Raw genomic sequence first — 15,701 nt, 5'->3', positions numbered from 1 at the left:
CGTAGGCTGCGGTCATGACTGGGATGATCAACACACCGTCACCTCGCGATGCGTTCGACCTGCTCATGGCCGGTAACCAGAGGTTCGTCACCGGCTCACCGGAGCACCCCAACCAGGACGCGGCGCGACGTACGCTGACCGCCCCCGCCCAACAGCCCTTCGCCGTGCTGTTCGGGTGCTCGGACTCCCGGCTGGCCGCGGAGATCATCTTCGACCGTGGTCTGGGTGACCTGTTCGTGGTCCGCACCGCCGGGCACGTCGCCGGCACGGAGGTCCTCGGCTCCCTCGAGTTCGGGGTGAGCGTCCTCAAGGCGCCGCTGATCGTGGTCCTCGGCCACGACTCGTGCGGGGCCGTCGCCGCGGCCTGCTCGGCCGTGGAGACGGGGCAGACACCGGGCGGATTCGTCCGTGACATCGTCGAGCGGATGACCCCGAGCGTTCTCGCGGCCCGAGCCGCCGGGCGGGACAAGCCGGACGAGGTTCTCGCCGAGCACATCGAGCACACCATGGATCTGCTGCTCGAGCGCTCCCGTGTCCTGGCCGAGGCCGTCGCCGAAGGCCGTCTCGGCATGGTGGGACTCTCCTATCGGCTGGCCGACGGCAGTGCCCAGCTCGTCGCCGCCCGGGGCCTTGACGGGGTGACTCCCGCCGCCGCCGCGTAGCAGGCGGAGGCGAGTGTGAGCACCTTCGTGGCCCTGAATTCAGAGAACCTGGTGGGCACGGGGGCGCCGGACGCGAAGACGGATCCGCGTGTGGAGCGAACACGGGGCCAGCAGAGGCGCGATCTGCTGAACGACGTCGTGCGACACCGCTGCCAGGATGTCGACCGGGTCCGCGGCGCCGTCCACGGTGAGGGTGACGGTCAGGCCCTTCGCGCGCCCTGATCCCGTGAGGCGGCAGCGCACGCCTTCGACTCCCGGCAGGGCGGAGCAGCCGGCCCGCACGGCGTGACGTACAGCCCGGCCGGTCAGCCGGAAGCCGGGCGCGGGAAGGGGCAGGAGGCGTGGAGCGGGCCGCGTCACCTGAGCGGTGAGCAGGGCCAGCGAGGCCACCAGGCCCGCACAGCCCATGGCGAGCAGCAGGCTGTCATCGGCCCGCTGAAGGCGTCCGAGGCCGGCCGTGACGACCTGTTCGCCGCCCCGCCCGGCCGCGGTCGCGCCCGCGGCGAGCAGGGCGAGGCCGGTGAGCACGAGCACCAGCCGGTTGGCCACGACACGGCTACGCATTCGGGTCCCCCCGGTCCGGGCGTCGGACGGCGTCGGCATGCGGGCCACGGGCGTCGCGCAGCACGAGCCGGACCCGTGGCCTCCGTTCCAGTGCCATGGTCTCGATCTTGCGTTCGATGGCATCGATGGTCTGGTCTCGGAGCTCCAGAGGCGGTCCGTATGCCGTCTCTGCCCGCACGGTGACCTGGCGGCGCGTGAATCGCACGGTGCGCACGCGCAGTCCAGGGATGTCCGAGACGCAGGCGCGCACCAGCCTGGCGGCATGGGTGCGGGTGGTCACCGCCCGGACGTGCGCCGGGGAGCCCAGCGCCAGCAGGCGGCGGTGCCCCGGAGTGAGGGCGAGGAGGATCAGCCATCCGCCCGTGAGGGCCGCCAGGACCGCCAGGGCCGCCAGGACCGCCGGGACCGGTGCCGCGTACATCAGCTGTCGGAGGCCGGAGTCTTCGGTCCCCCGCCCCACCTGCTTCCAGGGCGGCGCGGCGATGCCGGGCACGTCCCGGTGCAGGACGGTCCACACCAGGAGCACCGAGAGCGCGGCCACGGAGACGGCCACACCGATGGCCGGGATCCGCCGCCCGGACCACGGCCTCCGCACCCCGACCGGTGTCGAATCCCGCTCGCGCGGACGCGCGGGCGGGGCGACGGGGGTGAGGTTGCGGATCCGGATGCGCGCGGGTGTGAGGGCCAGCCCGGTCAGCCGACCTGTTCGGCTGGTCAGATGGTCGTGGAGGCAGACCATCCGGTCCGTGTCCGCCGGTGCCGAGAGCGGCAGGTCCACCTGGACCGTCACCTCGACGGAACGTCCGGCCGTGGTCGCGGAGCTGCGGACCACCCGCCCGCCGACCGCGGCGGTGGCCTCGACGGCCGCCTGCCGGGCGATCTTGGCGGTCACCCGGTCGGCGACGGTGGTCACCCCCCGCTCGTGGGCGCTCACCGCCGACCGCGATCGGCGACCAGCAGGTCGCGCAGGTCGCCGCCCCGCTCGGTGTAGCGGCCGGCCGCGTAGCCGAGTCCACCGAGGGCGCCGACCAGGAGGAAGGCGCCGAACCCGCCGAACCAGCCGGCGAATCCCAGCACCATCCCGGTCACCAGCCCGAGGACGTCCTTGCCCATGACTGTCTTCCTTCCTCATCGACGACATGCCGTGTCCGCACGGCGACGGGGGGCGGGTGGCCGTCAGGCCACGCGTGCCGCGCCGGTCTCGTCCTCGTCGTCTCCGGGCAGGTGGACGTCGGTGACCGCGATGTTCACCTCCACCACTTCCAGTCCGGTGATCCGCTCCACCGCGCTGATCACGTTCTCCCGTACGTCGCGGGCCACGTCGGGGACCGGGACGCCGTACTCCACGACCAGTTCCACGTCGATGGCGGCCTGACGCTCGCCCACCTCCACCTTGACGCCTCGGCCCACGTTCGGGCGCCCGCCGGGCACCCGGTCGCGGACGGCGCCCAGCGTCCGCGACAGGCTGCCGCCCATGTCGTGGACACCGGGGATCTCCCGCGCGGCACGCCCGGCGAGCTTGACGACCACCGTGTCGGCGATCGAGGTGCTGCCGCGCGTGCCGGACGGCTCGCCCACCTCCGTACGGCCCGTCCCGGGGGCGCCGTCGAACTGGGCCTGGCGGACTGGCGTCTTCTCCTGCGTTGCCGTCATGACGGCTCCTTCGGCTGGTCGGTGGGTGACTGCACTCCTTTGACAGTGCGGGCCCGCCATCCGTTACGGACCTCTTTCCGTGAACGTGTGAACAGCAGTTCCTATCGGTGCGGCGTAACGGAAGAAGGGCAGGCGGTGTCAGAGCAGTGGAGGCTGGAAGGAGCCCGCGTTGAACGCTCGGTGGGGCCCGGAGCATGATGACGAGACGGCCGACAAGGCCGACCGGCTTCTGGCTGTCCGGGCGGCAGAGGGAGACGAGGAGGCGTTCGAGGTGCTGGTCCAGCGTCACTCCCCGGCCATGCTGCTGCTCGCCGAACGCTTCATGGGCGGTCGGGCCGAAGCCGAGGACGCCGTCCAGGACGCGTTCGTCAGTGCCTGGCGCGGCCTGCCCGAGTACCGGGGCGAGGCCGGCTTCCGTACGTGGCTGCACCGCATCGTCACCAACCGGTGCCTGAACCTGCTGCGCGCCCGCAGACCCGCCGCCGACCTCGACGCGGTCGCCGAACCGGCCGCGCCGGAGCACCAGTCCTCACCTGTCCGCGCCGCCGAGTCGCAGGCCGCCGTACGCGAACTCGCCCATGCCATGGGTTCCCTGTCCGCGGAGCAGAGGGTCTGCTGGGTGCTGCGGGAGATCGAGGGCCAGCCGTACGAGGCGATCGCCCAGGCGGTGGGCATCCGGCCCGAAGCCGTCCGCGCCCGTGTGTTCCGGGCCCGGCGCATGCTGACGGAGGCGATGGCCGCATGGCGATGAACACCCCCCACCGCCACGAGGACGCGGACGACGAGGACCTCGAACTCCTCGCCTGCGGCAGAGACCTGGCCACCGTGTGGGAGCACGCCGACCGGCCGGGCGGCGACCCGCACACGGCCGCCTGTCCCCACTGCCGGCAGGCCGTCGCCGATCTGGAACACCTGAGGGCCGCCGTACTGCCTCCGGCGACGCCGTCCGCCGACATCGACACCGCCGCCGTGGTGCGACGGGTCATGGACGCGGTCCGCCTGGAGCTGCGGCCCGGCCGCAACCTGCCGCTCGGCGAGGTCGGCGAGGACAGCTGGATCTACGAGTCCGTCGCCGCCCGCATCCTGCGCACCGCCGCCGAGCAGGTGGCCGGAGTGCTGGCCGGAAGCTGCCGCGTCACCCCGCCCGGCAGCCGCACCCACCCCACACGGGGCCCCTCCACCGTCCATCTCGGCATCACCGTCGCCTACGGACAGGACCTGCCGGACACCACCCGCGCCGTGCGGGAGAGCCTGATCCGTGCCGCCCGTGAGCACCTCGGCCTGGCTCTCGGCGACCTGAACATCACCGTCACCGACCTCCACGAACCCCCCACACACCCGCGGGAGGCCAGGCCGTGAACAGCAACCGCGCCAAGACGCTCACCCAGCAGGTCACGGACGCGGTCCTGGCCGTCCCCGGCGTCGCGTGTCTGCGCCCCGGGCTGCGCTCCCTCCTGCCCGCAGCCGCCTTCGGGCGGTCCGGTGCCGACTCTCGGCGCGATCCGGGCAGCGCGGTGCTCGTCACCTTCGACGCCCGGGGCCGGGTCGAAGCCCTGCGCATCGACGTCGTCGTCCGCGCACAGCACCAGGCCGCCCGCACCGCACACGCCGTGCGGGTGGCTGCCGCCGAGGCGGCAGCCACCCCATCCGCGGCCGTGCGCGTGAACGTCACCGGCATCGTATGAACGTCCCCCCGCGACCGGCCTCTGCTGTCAGAGGGGCGGTGGGCAGGTGAGGATCAACCACAGGGCGAGCGACCACACGCAGGCCGCGGCCCCCGCGAGCCGCAGGCGCCGGACGCGTCGCGGCGCCACGGGATCCGGGCCCGGGCGCCCCAGCACGACGTGCCCGACCCCGCCCGCGGCCGAGGCGGCCGAGCGCGGCGGCTGGGGGGAGGCTCCCCGCGGCAGGGCGGGCGCCACGGGGCCGGCCGACCGTGGCGCGGTACGGGGAACCTCCGACGCCGGCACGCGGCCGCGGTCCGCCCCGCGCGGCCCGGCAGCGGGGCCGGTCAGCTCACCGTGTTGGGCCAGACCCGCCAGGAACCGCCGGTAGGCCTCCCTTCGGCTGCCCCGAGGCGCCGAACGACCACGTTCCCAGGAGCGGACCGTCGCCGGTGCCACCCCGAACGCCGCCGCGACCTGCCGCGTGGACAGGCCCCACTGCTCCCGCAGCCGGCGTCGCTCGCCCGGCTCAGGCAGACCGCCCGGCCGGCGCCGTGCACGCCGTGCGGCGGGGACGGCGGTCTGACGGGGGATCCTCTGCTGATGCGCTGTTGTCATACCGGTGTGACAATCCGCGCGCAGCGGCCGTGACGTGATGCCGGGGACGATCACCCGGACGTCGCAACGGGTGCTCCGCCGCGGCTCGGAGCCGCGACCGACGCCCACCCAGAGAAGTAACGAGAGATTCGTAGAAGCGGTTGCGTGTCGAATCTGTAATGCCTGATACTTCGGTACGGGTGGCCTGCAGCCGCCCGTACCGACAGTTAGGGGCGGACATGCGACGCGAAGAGCGCGACCTCATTGGTGTGCGAGAAGTGCCGGAAGACGTGTACTGGGGCATTCACACCCTGCGCGCGCTGGAGAACTTCCCCCTCACCGGCATTCCGCTCTCGTCGCACCCCGAACTCGTCGTCGCCCTGGCGGCGGTGAAGGAGGCGGCCGCGCTGGCCCACCTGGAGTTGGGGACCCTTCCCGGGGAACGGGCCCGGGCCGTCGTGGAGGCGTGCCGGGAGATCCGCGAGGGCCACCTCCACGACCAGTTCGTCGTGGACGTCTTCCAGGGCGGCGCGGGCACCTCGGCGAACATGAACGCCAACGAGGTCGTCGCCAACCGGGCACTCGAAATCCTGGGCCACCCGCGCGGCAGCTACGAGCACCTGCACCCGAACGACGACGTGAACCGTTCCCAGAGCACCAACGACGTGTACCCCACGGCGGCCAAGCTGGCGGTGTACGCCTCCGCGGGCCGGCTGCTCGACGCGATGACCGTGCTGCGCGACGCCTTCGGCGACCGGGGCGGGCACTTCGCGAAGACGGTGAAGCTCGGGCGGACCCAACTCCAGGACGCGGTGCCGATGACGCTGGGCCGGGAGTTCGACGCGTTCGCCCTCACCGTGCGGGACGACGCCGATTTCCTGCGCCTGGCCGCCGATTCCCTGCTGGAGGTCAACCTGGGGGGAACGGCGATCGGCACCGGCCTCAACGCGGACGAGGGCTTCGCCCGGCTGGCCGTCACCCACCTCGAAACCGTCGCGTCCGTGCCGGTCCGGCCCGCCCGCGACCTGGTGGAGAGCACGCAGGGCGTCGGCGGATTCGTCCGGCTCTCCGGCGCGCTCCGCCAGTTCGCCGTACGCCTGGCCAAGATCTGCAACGACCTCAGGCTGCTTGCCTCGGGTCCCGGTGCGGGCCTCGGCGAGATCCGCCTGCCGGAGCTCCAGGCCGGTTCGAGCATCATGCCGGGCAAGGTGAATCCGGTGATGCCCGAGGCCGTCAACCAGGTCTGCTTCGACGTCATCGGCGCGGACGCCGCTGTCTGCGCGGCGGCCCAGGCGGGGCAGCTTCAGCTGAACGCCTTCGAGCCCTTGGTGGTTCACCACCTGCTCAACTCCGCGAACCGGCTCGCCGCCGCCTGCCGGCTGCTGGCCGAGCGCTGCGTCGCCGGCATCGAGGCCGACGAGGAGCGCCTGCTCGCCCTGGTGGAGCGGAGTGCCGGACTCGCCACCGCGCTGAACCCGGTCATCGGCTACCAGCGGGCCACGGCCCTGGCCCGGGAGTGCCGTGAGTCGGGGGTGCCCGTCCGGGTGCTGGCGGCCCGCGACGGGCTGGTCGAGAACGGCCGGCTCGACGAGCTGCTCGACCCGTGGCGCCTCGCCCGCCCGTGCTAGGCCGCGGCACGTCACGTGCCACAGGGGCTTGCTGCCCGTGGGGCACCGCTCGCGCGAGCGGTGCCCCACGGGCAGTCGTGGGAGATTCAGCTTCTGGTGAGGGTGCAGGCGTAGGTGGCCGTGCCGGAGCCCGCGTACGCTTCCGCGTCGAGGTAGTAGGTGCCCGTTCCGGTCGCGGTCCTGGTGAATGACAGGGACTCGTCGGTGCCCGCCCCGTCGTTCACGGAGCGGGTCAGGGTGCTGCCGTTCGCGTCGAGCCAGTACACGTCGGCGTCGTAGGCGGTGGGCACGGCGCAGTTCACCGAGACGGTCTGGCCGGCCGCCACGGAGATCTTGAAGTAGTCGCGGTCGGTGGTCGACTTCATGCTGCCCGTGAGCGTGCCGGGCGAGGCGAGCGCGGTGGCGTCGTCGGCCGTGTCGCGCGTGTCGTTGGGCTCGCTCTCCGCGATCGTGGACCCGCCGCCGCCCTGCGGGCCGCAGTCGGTCACCGGCGTGCCGTTGTAGAGGTTGGCGTCGGTCACGCCGTTCGTGACGCTGCGGAGGTAGTAGCCGCAGGTGGGGCGGTTCTTGAAGTCGAAGGTGGAGCCCGGCGTGAGGCGCCAGATCTTGAAGCCCGAGTAGGTGAGCGGCTTCCTGTCGACGGCCTGCTCGGGCTGGTGGTCGGCGAGGACGACGTAGGCGTCCTTGCCGTACTGGGTGGCCAGGCCGTTGCGGTCGAGGAACAGCGACCCGCCGCCCTCTTCCACGCCGACGCCCCAGGCGGCGCCTCCGGGTGCCAGGCCGTCCTTCACGGCGCGTGCCAGGAAGGACATGGTGCGGCCCATGCGGTCGCGGGTGACGAAGTGCGAGTCGTTGATGACGGCTCCGTAGTTCGCCCACTCGAACATGCCGGTGGTGAAGCTGATGTACCGGTCGTAGGGGTTGGCGAGCGCCTCGGCGCTGGTGACGCTGCCGTTGCAGGCGTCGTACACGATCGGGCTGTTGATGTGGTGCCCCGCGCTGCCGCCTCCGGAGCCGCCGCCCTTGGCGACGACGGACTCGACGGAGGCCTCCAGGGCGGTGCCCTTCCACGCGGCGTAGCGGCACTGGTCGCCGCCGGCGAAGTAGACGAACTCGGCGTTCCGGACGTCCGTGTTGACCTGGGCGTTGTTGCCGTCGCTCGCCGCGGTGAGCGTCCACGTCGTACAGGAGTTCACTCCCGTGAGTCCGGTGATCGTGTCGCACTCGGGGGTCTTGCTCCCCGAGGTCGGCGCCGAGCCCGACAGGACGACGACGTCGAGGGTTCCGGTGCCGCCGCGGATCTCGTCGACGGCCCGGCTCATCGAGGCCGTCACGATGCCGCCGGCTCCGTTCATCGTGAACGCCGGACCGTTCCACGTGCCGCGGCTGACGTCGGAGGCGCTGCCGAGCCGGATGCGGTCGGCCGCGGCCTGCGCCGGCTGCTGTGCCATCAGTACGGAGGCCATCGCGGCGAGGACGACGGCCGCCGCCGCGGGGGCCCTGAAGGGACGGTGTGTCATGTGCGCTCCTGGAAGGGGGGCTTGATGCCGCAGCCGCAGGACGAGGGCTGCGGGATTGGTAGCGGAACATACAAGTAATGGCCAACCTGGGGAAGATGTAAGTCCGAAACATTGCTCTGCCCGTCGCGATTCAGCTGTAGATGCCCGCCATTGACGCCCAAATCGCCCCAAAGTAGAGGCCGAATCCCTCGTTACATGAACGTAATGAGTCTTACATCTAGCCATCTCATGGGTTCCTCTGTAATTTCACAGCAGTGCCGAGCGGTCAGACTCCGCCGGCAGATCACCACTGAGAGGTTCCAGGCGATGAACGCTCGTCTCGCACGCCCCACAGCGGCGGCCGCCGCCGCGGCGATCATGCTGGTCTCCCTGTCCGCCTGCGGAGGCGACGAGTCGGCCGCCCCGTCGGGCAAGGCCGTCGTCGCCGGCGTGACGGTCGTCAAGGACCAGAAGCTGCACGACCTGCTTCCCGAGAAGATCAAGAAGGCCGGCGAGGTGCGCGTCGCGACGGACGTCCCGTACCCGCCCTTCGAGATGTACGTGAAGGAGGGCGAGACCGAGCTGACCGGCCTCGACTACGACCTCGGCCAGGCGCTCGGCGCCAAGCTGGGCGTGACCTTCGCCTTCGCCCCCCAGAAGTTCGACGGCATCGTCCCCGCCATCCAGGCCGGCAAGTTCGACGCGGCGATGTCCGCCATCACCGACAACAAGGAACGGCAGAAGGTCGTCGACTTCGTCGACTACTCCCAGTCCGGCTCCGGCGTCCTCGTCGCCGACGGCAACCCGTCGAAGGTGACCACCCTCGACGACCTGTGCGGACGCAAGGTCGCCGTCCAGGCCGCGACCAACCAGCTCGACCTGCTCAAGTCCCACCAGGACGCCTGCTCCGGCGCGGGCAAGGGCACGATCGACATCCAGACCTTCCCCAAGGACTCCGACGCCCAGCTCGCCCTGCGCTCGGGCAAGGTCGTCGCGCAGGTGCTGACCAAGCCCGCCGCCGGCTGGGTCGCCAAGACCGCCGACGGCGGCAAGGCCTTCGACCTCGTCGAGGACCCCGCCGTGCCCGGGGGCTACAACGCCTCGCCCAACGGCATCGCGGTCAGCAAGCAGCTGCCCGAGCTGACGGACGCGGTGCAGAAGGCCCTGCAGGCCCTCATCGACGACGGCACCCTCGTCAAGATCTACAACAAGTACGGCGTCCCGTCGATCGCGGTGAAGGAAGCCACCAAGAACGCGGCGGTGGACTAAAGATGGCCGGCACGACCAAGGTCCCGCAGAGCACCACAGCCACGGACCAGCCCCCCACCCGGGAACTCGAGATCGTCCCCGTCCGCAACTACGCGCGCTGGATCGCGGCCGTCGCCTCGGTCCTCGCCCTCGTCGGACTGATCGGCTCCCTCGCGAAGAACGACAACCTGCACTGGGACGTTGTCGGCGACTACCTCTTCGCCGACCTCATCTTCGACGGCCTGACGACCACGCTCTGGCTGACCGCCGCAGCCATGCTCCTCGGCCTGGCGCTCGGCACGCTGATCGCCGTCATGCGGCTCTCGTCCAGCCCCGTGCTGTACGGACTCGCCAACGCCTTCGTCTGGGTCTTCCGCGGCACCCCGCTGCTCGTTCAGATCATCTTCTGGGGATACGCCGCCGCGCTCTACAAGTACGTGAAGATCGGGATCCCCTTCACCGACATCACGTTCTTCCAGGCCGAGACCAACAGCCTGCTGACCCCGGCGATCGCCGCGCTCCTGGCCCTGGGCCTCAACGAGGCCGCCTACGCCTCCGAGATCGTCCGCGCCGGCATCCAGTCCGTCGACCCCGGCCAGGCCGAGGCCGCGCACTCGCTGGGCATGCGGCCCGCGCTCACCATGCGCCGGGTCGTGCTGCCCCAGGCCATGCGCGTGATCATCCCCCCGATGGGCAACGAGACCATCAACATGCTCAAGATGACGGCACTGGTCTCGGTCATCTCCGCCCACGACCTGATGTCCAACATCCAGGACGTCTACGCCCAGAACTACCAGGTCATCCCCATGCTGGTCGTGGCCAGCATCTGGTACCTGGCCCTCGTCACCCTCCTCAGCGTGCCCCAGGCATGGCTGGAACGACGCTACGGACGGGGCACCACCCGCGCCGGACACGTCTCGCCCTTCCGGCGCCTCCTCGGCGGCACGATGGAGCGGTTCGGCAAGAACAGCAAGGAGCAGAACCGATGAGCACCCCCATGGTGCGCGCCGAAGGCGTACGCAAGCACTTCGGGAGGCTGGAGGTCCTCAAGGGCATCGACCTCACCGTCGAACGCGGCCAGGTCTGCTGCCTCCTGGGCCCCTCCGGCTCGGGCAAGTCCACCTTCCTGCGCTGCATCAACCACCTGGAGAAGGTCGACGGCGGCCGCCTCACCGTCGACGGTGAGCTCGTCGGCTACCGCCAGCAGGGCAACAGGCTCCACGAGCTGCGCGAACGCGAGGTCGCCGACCGGCGCCGCGACATCGGCATGGTCTTCCAGCGGTTCAACCTCTTCCCGCACATGACGGCCGTCGAGAACGTCATGGAAGCCCCCGTCAAGGTCGCGGGAGTCTCCCGCGCCGACGCCCGCGAGCGCGCCCATGCCCTCCTCGACCAGGTCGGTCTCGGCGACCGCGCCCACCACTACCCCGCCCAGCTGTCCGGTGGACAGCAGCAGCGCGTCGCCATCGCCCGGGCGCTCGCCATGAGGCCCAAGCTGATGCTCTTCGACGAGCCGACCTCCGCCCTCGACCCCGAGCTCGTCGGCGACGTCCTGGACGTCATGCGACAGCTCGCGGCCGACGGCATGACCATGGTCGTCGTCACCCACGAGATCGGCTTCGCCCGGGAGGTCGGCGACACCGCCGTCTTCATGGACGAAGGCGTCGTCGTGGAAGCCGGCGACCCCCGCCAGGTGCTCGTCGACCCGGAGCAGGAGCGCACCCGCGCCTTCCTGTCCAAGGTCCTGTGAGCGCCCCCACCCGCCGCCAGGAGAGGCTCGACGACCTCCTGGACCTGGCCCGCGCCCGCCGCGCCGACTACCTGCGCGACCTGGAACAGCTCGTCTCCGTCGACTCCGGTTCCTACAGCGCCGACGGCGTCAACGAGGTCGCCGACTGGATCGAGCGCAGGCTCGAACGCATGGGCTTCGCCGTGGAACGTGTCCGGCTCCCGTCGACGCCCGACGGACAGCGGACCGGCGACGCCTTGGTCGGCCGTCGACGCGGCGCGCTGCCCGAGGCGGAGGGAGGTCGCAGGATCCTCCTCGCCGGGCACATGGACACCGTCTTCGAGGACGGCACCGCGGCCGCCCGCCCCTTCCGCGTCGACGGCTCCACGGCCCACGGCCCCGGGGTCAGCGACGACAAGGGCGGTCTGCTCGCCGGACTCACGGCCCTGGAGATCCTCGGTGACCTCGGCGTCGACGCGTACGACGAGCTGGTCCTGCTCGCCACCCCCGACGAGGAGATCGGCTCGCCCGCCAGCCGGCCGCTGATCGAGGCGACGGCCGCCGGCGCGCACTACGGCCTCGGTCTCGAATGTGCCCGGGAGAACGGCGACCTGGTCATCGCGCGCAAGGGCGTCGCCGACTTCCGTCTCACGGTCACCGGCCGTGCCGCCCACGCCGGTATCGAACCGGAGCGCGGAGCCAACGCCGCCCTCGCCGCCGCCCACCTGACCGTCGCGCTCCAGGCCCTCAACGGCCACTGGGACGACGTGACCGTCAACGTCGGCGTCGTCCGGGCCGGCACCCGCGCCAACATCGTCTGCCCCCAGGCGGAACTGCGCATCGAGGTGCGCGCCGCCACGACAGCCGACATCCGGCGCGTCACCCGGGCCATCCGCGAAGCCGCCGACCAGCCCGGCGTCCCCGGCGTCACGGTCGAGGTCGAACAACTCGACCTGTGCCCGCCGATGGAGGACACCCCCGCCTCCCGGCGCATGTTCGACCACGCGCGGGCCGCGGCCCGCGCGGCCGGGATCGAGCTGGGCGCCGCCGCGACCGGCGGCGTGGGCGACGCCAACCTCATCGCCGGTGCGGGCATCCCCGTCCTCGACGGCCTGGGCCCGATCGGCGGAGCCGACCACACCCCCCAGGAGTGGCTCGACGTCACCAGCGTCCCGCAGCGCATCGCCCTCCTCGCCGACCTGATCGCCTCCCTCGGCGACAGCGGCGGCATCTGAACGGCCGTCGACAACGGCACCGGTGTACGGACGGAGGGAAGCCGCGCTTCCTCCGCCCGTACGCCGCCGGGGGCGCCCGCGCCACGGCCGCGCGCCCCCGCCCCTCGTACCGCCCCACCACCCATCCGACCTTCAACGGAGGCACCATGCGCGTCCCTTCCGTACCCGCACGCCGCACCGTCCTCGCCGGAGCCCTCGCCGTCTCCCTCCTCTCGGTCTCCTCCTCGGCCCTCGCCGACGCCCCGAGGGACCGGACCCGGGCGGGTTCCCTGGTCCTGATCGGCGGGGCGCTGAAGGAGAACAACACCCAGGTCTACGGCGAGATCATCAAGCGGGCCGGCGGCCCCGGCGCCCGGATCGGGATCATCACGGCCGCCTCCGTTCCCGAGAGCCAGGACCCGTACGCCGACGACCCCGAGCGGTGCAGCAACTCCGCCTGCAACGGCGCGTACTACGCCGAGGTGTTCAAGCGCCACGGCGCCGCGGACGCCCAGTGGATCCCCCTCGACATCGACCACGTCGCCGACGCCGACTCGGACGCCGTCGTCGCGCAGGTCGAGTCCATGACCGGCTTCTTCTTCGGCGGCGGCGACCAGTACCGCTACGTCACCACCCTCCTGCGCGGAGACGAGCACAAGGACTCCAAGGTCCTGGCCGCCATCCGCGCCAAGCTCGCCCACGGAGCCGTGGTGTCCGGATCCTCCGCGGGCGCCCAGATCGTCTCCGGCCCCCACATGGTCACCGGGGGAGAGTCGTACGAGGGGCTGAGGGACGGCAGCGCGCCCGGCTACTTCGACGACACGACCCGCCTCGGCTACCTCCCCCGGGGAGGGTTCGGATTCCTCCGGTCGGGGCTCGTCGACACGCACACCGGCGCCTACGGACGCGAGGGCCGTGCGCTGCGCCTCGCCTCCGACACCGGCCACGACCGTGTCTACGGGCTGGAGGAGAACACCGCACTCGTCGTCGACCGGCCGGGCAGCTCCCGTGAGCACCTGAGCGTCCTCGGGCCCAACGGCGTCGCCGTCCTGGACCTGCGCGACGCCCGCGCCGACGACTCCGAGGACGGCTGGTCCCTGCGCCGGGCCCGGTACAGCTACCTCACGGACGGGGACCAGTACGACGCGCGCACCTGGACCCCGCGCGTCCACCCGTCCAAGCGGCGCCTGGAGCCCGTCGGCACGGCGCCCGTGCCCGCCGACACCGACGTCTTCTTCTCGGCCGCCAACCCCGACGGCGTCCCGTACGGCTTCCGGACCACCGCGCGGGCGCTCGCCGCGACACGCGCGCAGAACAGCGCGACGGCGACCACGTTCGAGAGCGGGCCGCGGTTCACGGTGACGTTCACCAAGGCGCGCGGCTTCGCCGCCTTCACCGCCGACGGCACCGACGCCCGTACGCTCCTCTCCTTGCGCGTCGACATCGCGCCGCGCTGACCCGCCGTACGAAAGGGAGCCGCCCCTGTGACGGGGACGGCTCCCTTTCGCGTCGTCGATCCGAGCGCGGCGCACGGTCGGATCACAGCAGGCCGGTGCGCCGGGCGACCCTCTCCGCCTCTTTCATGCGCTCGTGGCCGCTGCCGCCGATACGGTCGAGAACGGCGGCGACGAGCGCCTCGACCACCGCCAGGGCCGGAACCAGGCTGTCGTAGGGGGACTCCGAGGTGACCTGGGTGATGAGCACGACGTCCGCGTGGGCGGCGGCGGGGGAGAGCCACGGGTCGGTGAACACGATGACCTTGCCGCCCCGCTCCCGGGCCAGTTCGGCGATCAGCGTCTTGTCCGCCTCGTAACGCCGGTAGTCGAACAGCACGGTGACATCGCGTCGGGTGAGCTGCGTAAGGAAGGAGGTCCGCTCGACGTCCTTGTGCGGCAGGAAGCTCACCTGGTCGCGGAACTGCGTGAGGTGGAGACCCAGGTACTCGGCCATCAGGTGCGTGAAGCGTCCGCCCCCCACGTGCACGCGACGGCGCGGGTCGGAGAGAAGGCCGACGGCGTCCTCGAACTCATGGGCGGCCACCTCGTCGAAGGTCTGGGCGACGGCCTGCCGCACGAGCGAGGAGCGCTCGCCGAGCTGCGTGGCGGTGGCGCCCCGCGGCCCCTCCGTCCCCTCGTGCCTCGACGACTCCGCCGCCGTGTAGAGCGTGATCGGCGAGGCGTTGCGGGCGTCGAGTTCGGAGCGGAGGGCGGACTGGAGGTCGGGAAAGCCCCGGTAGCCAAGCCGGGAGGCGCACCGCAGCACCGTGGGCGCCGACACGCCCGCCCGCTCCGCGATCGTGGCGACGGTCTCGAAGACCGCGGCCGGATAGCCCGCCAGCAGCACCCGCGCGACCTTGCGCTCCGCGGGACTCAGCTCTCCGAGCCGATTGCGGATCTCGTCGGCCAGCGTGGGGCTCATGGCGTTCCCTTCTGCGGCGTGGGAGCACCAAGGCGTACGGCGGCCGTCGAGGCCGCGTCCTTCGGTTTGCCACGTTTCAGACAAGCGAGTTTCAGGGATCGAATGTACCGCCCATTACGGAATCTGCCCAGTCCTGCCCGGGGCGAAGGGAGGGCGGGGCGGCCGGGGCGGCCGGGGCGACCGCCCCACCCGTGCCTGCCGCCGCGCGTGGTCGGGGACACATGACCGCGCAACCGTGCTCGCTCCCATCAGCGACGCCCCCCCCACGGGTCCATGGCGCAGCCGACGGCGGCGTTCAACGGTTCCGGGCGGGCGTTCCGGGCCGCGGCGGACGTGCCGCGCGCCTTCGCGGTCAAGGCCGCCCCACTCGTTCCCGTCCTGTGACTGCTCGCGGAAGTGAGGGGCGGGCGGCTTCTTGGCTCGTTCAGGAAGCATCGCCCTCGGGCGGCGGGGATTCGATCAGGAACAGTTCGTCCACGTAACACCAGCCCCAGCCTTCGCCCGGGTCGAGGGACAGCGCCACGGGATGTCCCGTCGCGGCGTGGTGCGCATGGCCGTGGCGCCCCCGGGAGCTGTCGCAGCAGCCGACGTGCCCGCACCTGGCGCACCAGCGCAGCCTCGACCAGGACCAGCCCAGGGCGAGGCACTCCTCGCAGCCCCCGCCGACGGGTCCGCTCGGCCGGACCACGCCGGAGAGGTGCTCACAGCTGCGGTCGTACGGGCGCCCGGGGTCGGGCGCCACCGTCCACGACGCCCGGTCTCCCGCGACGGCCCCTCCACTGTTCCCGCCTGCCCCGCCTGCCCCGCCTGCCCCGCTCGTCATCA

General features: G+C 72.0%; 18 protein-coding genes. 10 read left to right on the top strand and 8 right to left on the bottom strand.

The features are described from left to right. The first annotated feature begins 14 nt into the window (after positions 1 to 14). Positions 15 to 662: a carbonic anhydrase gene (locus tag ACFC0Z_RS29050; RefSeq protein WP_376444013.1), complete on the top strand. Its 648-nt coding sequence runs from the start codon at positions 15 to 17 to the stop codon at positions 660 to 662. A 39-nt stretch (positions 663 to 701) separates the two neighbouring features. On the opposite strand, the gene ACFC0Z_RS29045 is transcribed toward ACFC0Z_RS29050, so the two are convergent. From ACFC0Z_RS29045 to ACFC0Z_RS29030, 4 genes are all read right to left on the bottom strand, one after another. Beyond that, positions 702 to 1,226, bottom strand: coding sequence for a hypothetical protein (locus ACFC0Z_RS29045; protein WP_376444011.1), 525 nt, complete (start codon positions 1,224 to 1,226; stop codon positions 702 to 704). Beyond that, complete coding sequence (locus ACFC0Z_RS29040) at positions 1,219 to 2,139, bottom strand: DUF6286 domain-containing protein (protein WP_376444010.1); 921 nt, start codon at positions 2,137 to 2,139, stop codon at positions 1,219 to 1,221. Before ACFC0Z_RS29040 ends, ACFC0Z_RS29045 begins: the two co-directional genes overlap by 8 nt. Before the next feature lie 17 nt (positions 2,140 to 2,156). Then, a complete protein-coding gene (locus tag ACFC0Z_RS29035) occupies positions 2,157 to 2,339 on the bottom strand; it encodes a hypothetical protein (RefSeq protein WP_376444008.1) in 183 nt (60 codons plus the stop codon). 63 nt (positions 2,340 to 2,402) lie between these two features. After that, positions 2,403 to 2,879 (bottom strand): Asp23/Gls24 family envelope stress response protein, encoded by a 477-nt coding sequence (locus tag ACFC0Z_RS29030; protein WP_376444005.1) that lies wholly within the window; start codon positions 2,877 to 2,879, stop codon positions 2,403 to 2,405. A 169-nt stretch (positions 2,880 to 3,048) separates the two neighbouring features. Between ACFC0Z_RS29030 and ACFC0Z_RS29025 the strand changes: the two genes are divergently transcribed. Genes ACFC0Z_RS29025 through ACFC0Z_RS29015 form a run of 3 tightly spaced genes read left to right on the top strand, consistent with a single transcriptional unit; the run spans position 3,049 to position 4,564 of the window. Next, on the top strand, positions 3,049 to 3,630 hold the full coding sequence (locus ACFC0Z_RS29025) for an RNA polymerase sigma factor (RefSeq protein WP_376444003.1): 582 nt from the start codon (positions 3,049 to 3,051) through the stop codon (positions 3,628 to 3,630). Further along, positions 3,621 to 4,238 (top strand): Asp23/Gls24 family envelope stress response protein, encoded by a 618-nt coding sequence (locus ACFC0Z_RS29020; RefSeq protein WP_376444001.1) that lies wholly within the window; start codon positions 3,621 to 3,623, stop codon positions 4,236 to 4,238. Before ACFC0Z_RS29025 ends, ACFC0Z_RS29020 begins: the two co-directional genes overlap by 10 nt. Continuing rightward, on the top strand, positions 4,235 to 4,564 hold the full coding sequence (locus ACFC0Z_RS29015) for a hypothetical protein (protein ID WP_376443999.1): 330 nt from the start codon (positions 4,235 to 4,237) through the stop codon (positions 4,562 to 4,564). Before ACFC0Z_RS29020 ends, ACFC0Z_RS29015 begins: the two co-directional genes overlap by 4 nt. Before the next feature lie 27 nt (positions 4,565 to 4,591). Here ACFC0Z_RS29015 and ACFC0Z_RS29010 read toward each other — a convergent pair whose 3' ends face one another. Further along, complete coding sequence (locus tag ACFC0Z_RS29010) at positions 4,592 to 5,161, bottom strand: helix-turn-helix domain-containing protein (protein WP_376443996.1); 570 nt, start codon at positions 5,159 to 5,161, stop codon at positions 4,592 to 4,594. Between the two features lie 218 nt (positions 5,162 to 5,379). On the opposite strand from ACFC0Z_RS29010, the gene ACFC0Z_RS29005 reads away from it, so the two are divergent. Beyond that, the gene (locus tag ACFC0Z_RS29005) at positions 5,380 to 6,768 is read left to right on the top strand and encodes an aspartate ammonia-lyase (RefSeq protein WP_376443993.1); all 1,389 of its coding nucleotides are present in this window, start codon (positions 5,380 to 5,382) and stop codon (positions 6,766 to 6,768) included. Between the two features lie 86 nt (positions 6,769 to 6,854). Here ACFC0Z_RS29005 and ACFC0Z_RS29000 read toward each other — a convergent pair whose 3' ends face one another. Further along, on the bottom strand, positions 6,855 to 8,288 hold the full coding sequence (locus ACFC0Z_RS29000; RefSeq protein ID WP_376443990.1) for a pre-peptidase C-terminal domain-containing protein: 1,434 nt from the start codon (positions 8,286 to 8,288) through the stop codon (positions 6,855 to 6,857). Positions 8,289 to 8,594: 306 nt separating this feature from the next. Here ACFC0Z_RS29000 and ACFC0Z_RS28995 point away from each other — a divergent pair, with 306 nt between their 5' ends. From ACFC0Z_RS28995 to ACFC0Z_RS28975, 5 genes are all read left to right on the top strand, one after another. Beyond that, the gene (locus ACFC0Z_RS28995; RefSeq protein WP_376443987.1) at positions 8,595 to 9,536 is read left to right on the top strand and encodes an ABC transporter substrate-binding protein; all 942 of its coding nucleotides are present in this window, start codon (positions 8,595 to 8,597) and stop codon (positions 9,534 to 9,536) included. A 2-nt stretch (positions 9,537 to 9,538) separates the two neighbouring features. Continuing rightward, positions 9,539 to 10,504: an amino acid ABC transporter permease gene (locus ACFC0Z_RS28990; RefSeq protein ID WP_376443985.1), complete on the top strand. Its 966-nt coding sequence runs from the start codon at positions 9,539 to 9,541 to the stop codon at positions 10,502 to 10,504. Continuing rightward, complete coding sequence (locus ACFC0Z_RS28985) at positions 10,501 to 11,265, top strand: amino acid ABC transporter ATP-binding protein (RefSeq protein ID WP_376443982.1); 765 nt, start codon at positions 10,501 to 10,503, stop codon at positions 11,263 to 11,265. The genes ACFC0Z_RS28990 and ACFC0Z_RS28985 overlap by 4 nt, the downstream gene beginning before the upstream one ends. Further along, on the top strand, positions 11,262 to 12,479 hold the full coding sequence (locus ACFC0Z_RS28980; RefSeq protein WP_376443979.1) for a M20 family metallopeptidase: 1,218 nt from the start codon (positions 11,262 to 11,264) through the stop codon (positions 12,477 to 12,479). Before ACFC0Z_RS28985 ends, ACFC0Z_RS28980 begins: the two co-directional genes overlap by 4 nt. 146 nt (positions 12,480 to 12,625) lie before the next feature. Continuing rightward, positions 12,626 to 13,915 carry a cyanophycinase gene (locus tag ACFC0Z_RS28975; RefSeq protein WP_376443977.1) on the top strand — a complete coding sequence of 430 codons (1,290 nt, stop codon included), beginning with the start codon at positions 12,626 to 12,628 and terminating at the stop codon, positions 13,913 to 13,915. 82 nt (positions 13,916 to 13,997) lie between these two features. Here the strand turns inward: ACFC0Z_RS28975 and ACFC0Z_RS28970 are convergent, their stop codons facing one another. Together ACFC0Z_RS28970 and ACFC0Z_RS28965 are read right to left on the bottom strand one after the other, a co-directional pair. After that, positions 13,998 to 14,876 carry a MurR/RpiR family transcriptional regulator gene (locus tag ACFC0Z_RS28970; protein ID WP_376443975.1) on the bottom strand — a complete coding sequence of 293 codons (879 nt, stop codon included), beginning with the start codon at positions 14,874 to 14,876 and terminating at the stop codon, positions 13,998 to 14,000. Positions 14,877 to 15,300: 424 nt separating this feature from the next. Continuing rightward, positions 15,301 to 15,618 (bottom strand): UBP-type zinc finger domain-containing protein, encoded by a 318-nt coding sequence (locus ACFC0Z_RS28965; protein ID WP_376443973.1) that lies wholly within the window; start codon positions 15,616 to 15,618, stop codon positions 15,301 to 15,303. Between the last annotated feature and the right edge of the window lie 83 nt (positions 15,619 to 15,701).

Source organism: Streptomyces sp. NPDC056144 (genome assembly GCF_042264145.1).
Classification (GTDB): Bacteria; Actinomycetota; Actinomycetes; order Streptomycetales; family Streptomycetaceae; genus Streptomyces.
The sequence above is the reverse complement of the archived record's forward strand: the minus strand, read 5'-3'. Positions and strand labels throughout refer to the sequence as shown.

What these genes read in the sequence shown, in the direction of transcription:
- ACFC0Z_RS28995 (WP_376443987.1), top strand. Translation starts at nt 8,595, where the DNA reads ATGAACGCTCGTCTCGCACGCCCCACAGCGGCGGCCGCCGCCGCGGCG.
- ACFC0Z_RS29020 (WP_376444001.1), top strand. Translation starts at nt 3,621, where the DNA reads ATGGCGATGAACACCCCCCACCGCCACGAGGACGCGGACGACGAGGAC.
- ACFC0Z_RS29000 (WP_376443990.1), bottom strand. Translation starts at nt 8,288, where the DNA reads ATGACACACCGTCCCTTCAGGGCCCCCGCGGCGGCGGCCGTCGTCCTC.
- ACFC0Z_RS29045 (WP_376444011.1), bottom strand. Translation starts at nt 1,226, where the DNA reads ATGCGTAGCCGTGTCGTGGCCAACCGGCTGGTGCTCGTGCTCACCGGC.
- ACFC0Z_RS28985 (WP_376443982.1), top strand. Translation starts at nt 10,501, where the DNA reads ATGAGCACCCCCATGGTGCGCGCCGAAGGCGTACGCAAGCACTTCGGG.
- ACFC0Z_RS28975 (WP_376443977.1), top strand. Translation starts at nt 12,626, where the DNA reads ATGCGCGTCCCTTCCGTACCCGCACGCCGCACCGTCCTCGCCGGAGCC.
- ACFC0Z_RS29050 (WP_376444013.1), top strand. Translation starts at nt 15, where the DNA reads ATGACTGGGATGATCAACACACCGTCACCTCGCGATGCGTTCGACCTG.
- ACFC0Z_RS28990 (WP_376443985.1), top strand. Translation starts at nt 9,539, where the DNA reads ATGGCCGGCACGACCAAGGTCCCGCAGAGCACCACAGCCACGGACCAG.
- ACFC0Z_RS29010 (WP_376443996.1), bottom strand. Translation starts at nt 5,161, where the DNA reads ATGACAACAGCGCATCAGCAGAGGATCCCCCGTCAGACCGCCGTCCCC.
- ACFC0Z_RS28970 (WP_376443975.1), bottom strand. Translation starts at nt 14,876, where the DNA reads ATGAGCCCCACGCTGGCCGACGAGATCCGCAATCGGCTCGGAGAGCTG.
- ACFC0Z_RS29005 (WP_376443993.1), top strand. Translation starts at nt 5,380, where the DNA reads ATGCGACGCGAAGAGCGCGACCTCATTGGTGTGCGAGAAGTGCCGGAA.
- ACFC0Z_RS29030 (WP_376444005.1), bottom strand. Translation starts at nt 2,879, where the DNA reads ATGACGGCAACGCAGGAGAAGACGCCAGTCCGCCAGGCCCAGTTCGAC.
- ACFC0Z_RS29035 (WP_376444008.1), bottom strand. Translation starts at nt 2,339, where the DNA reads ATGGGCAAGGACGTCCTCGGGCTGGTGACCGGGATGGTGCTGGGATTC.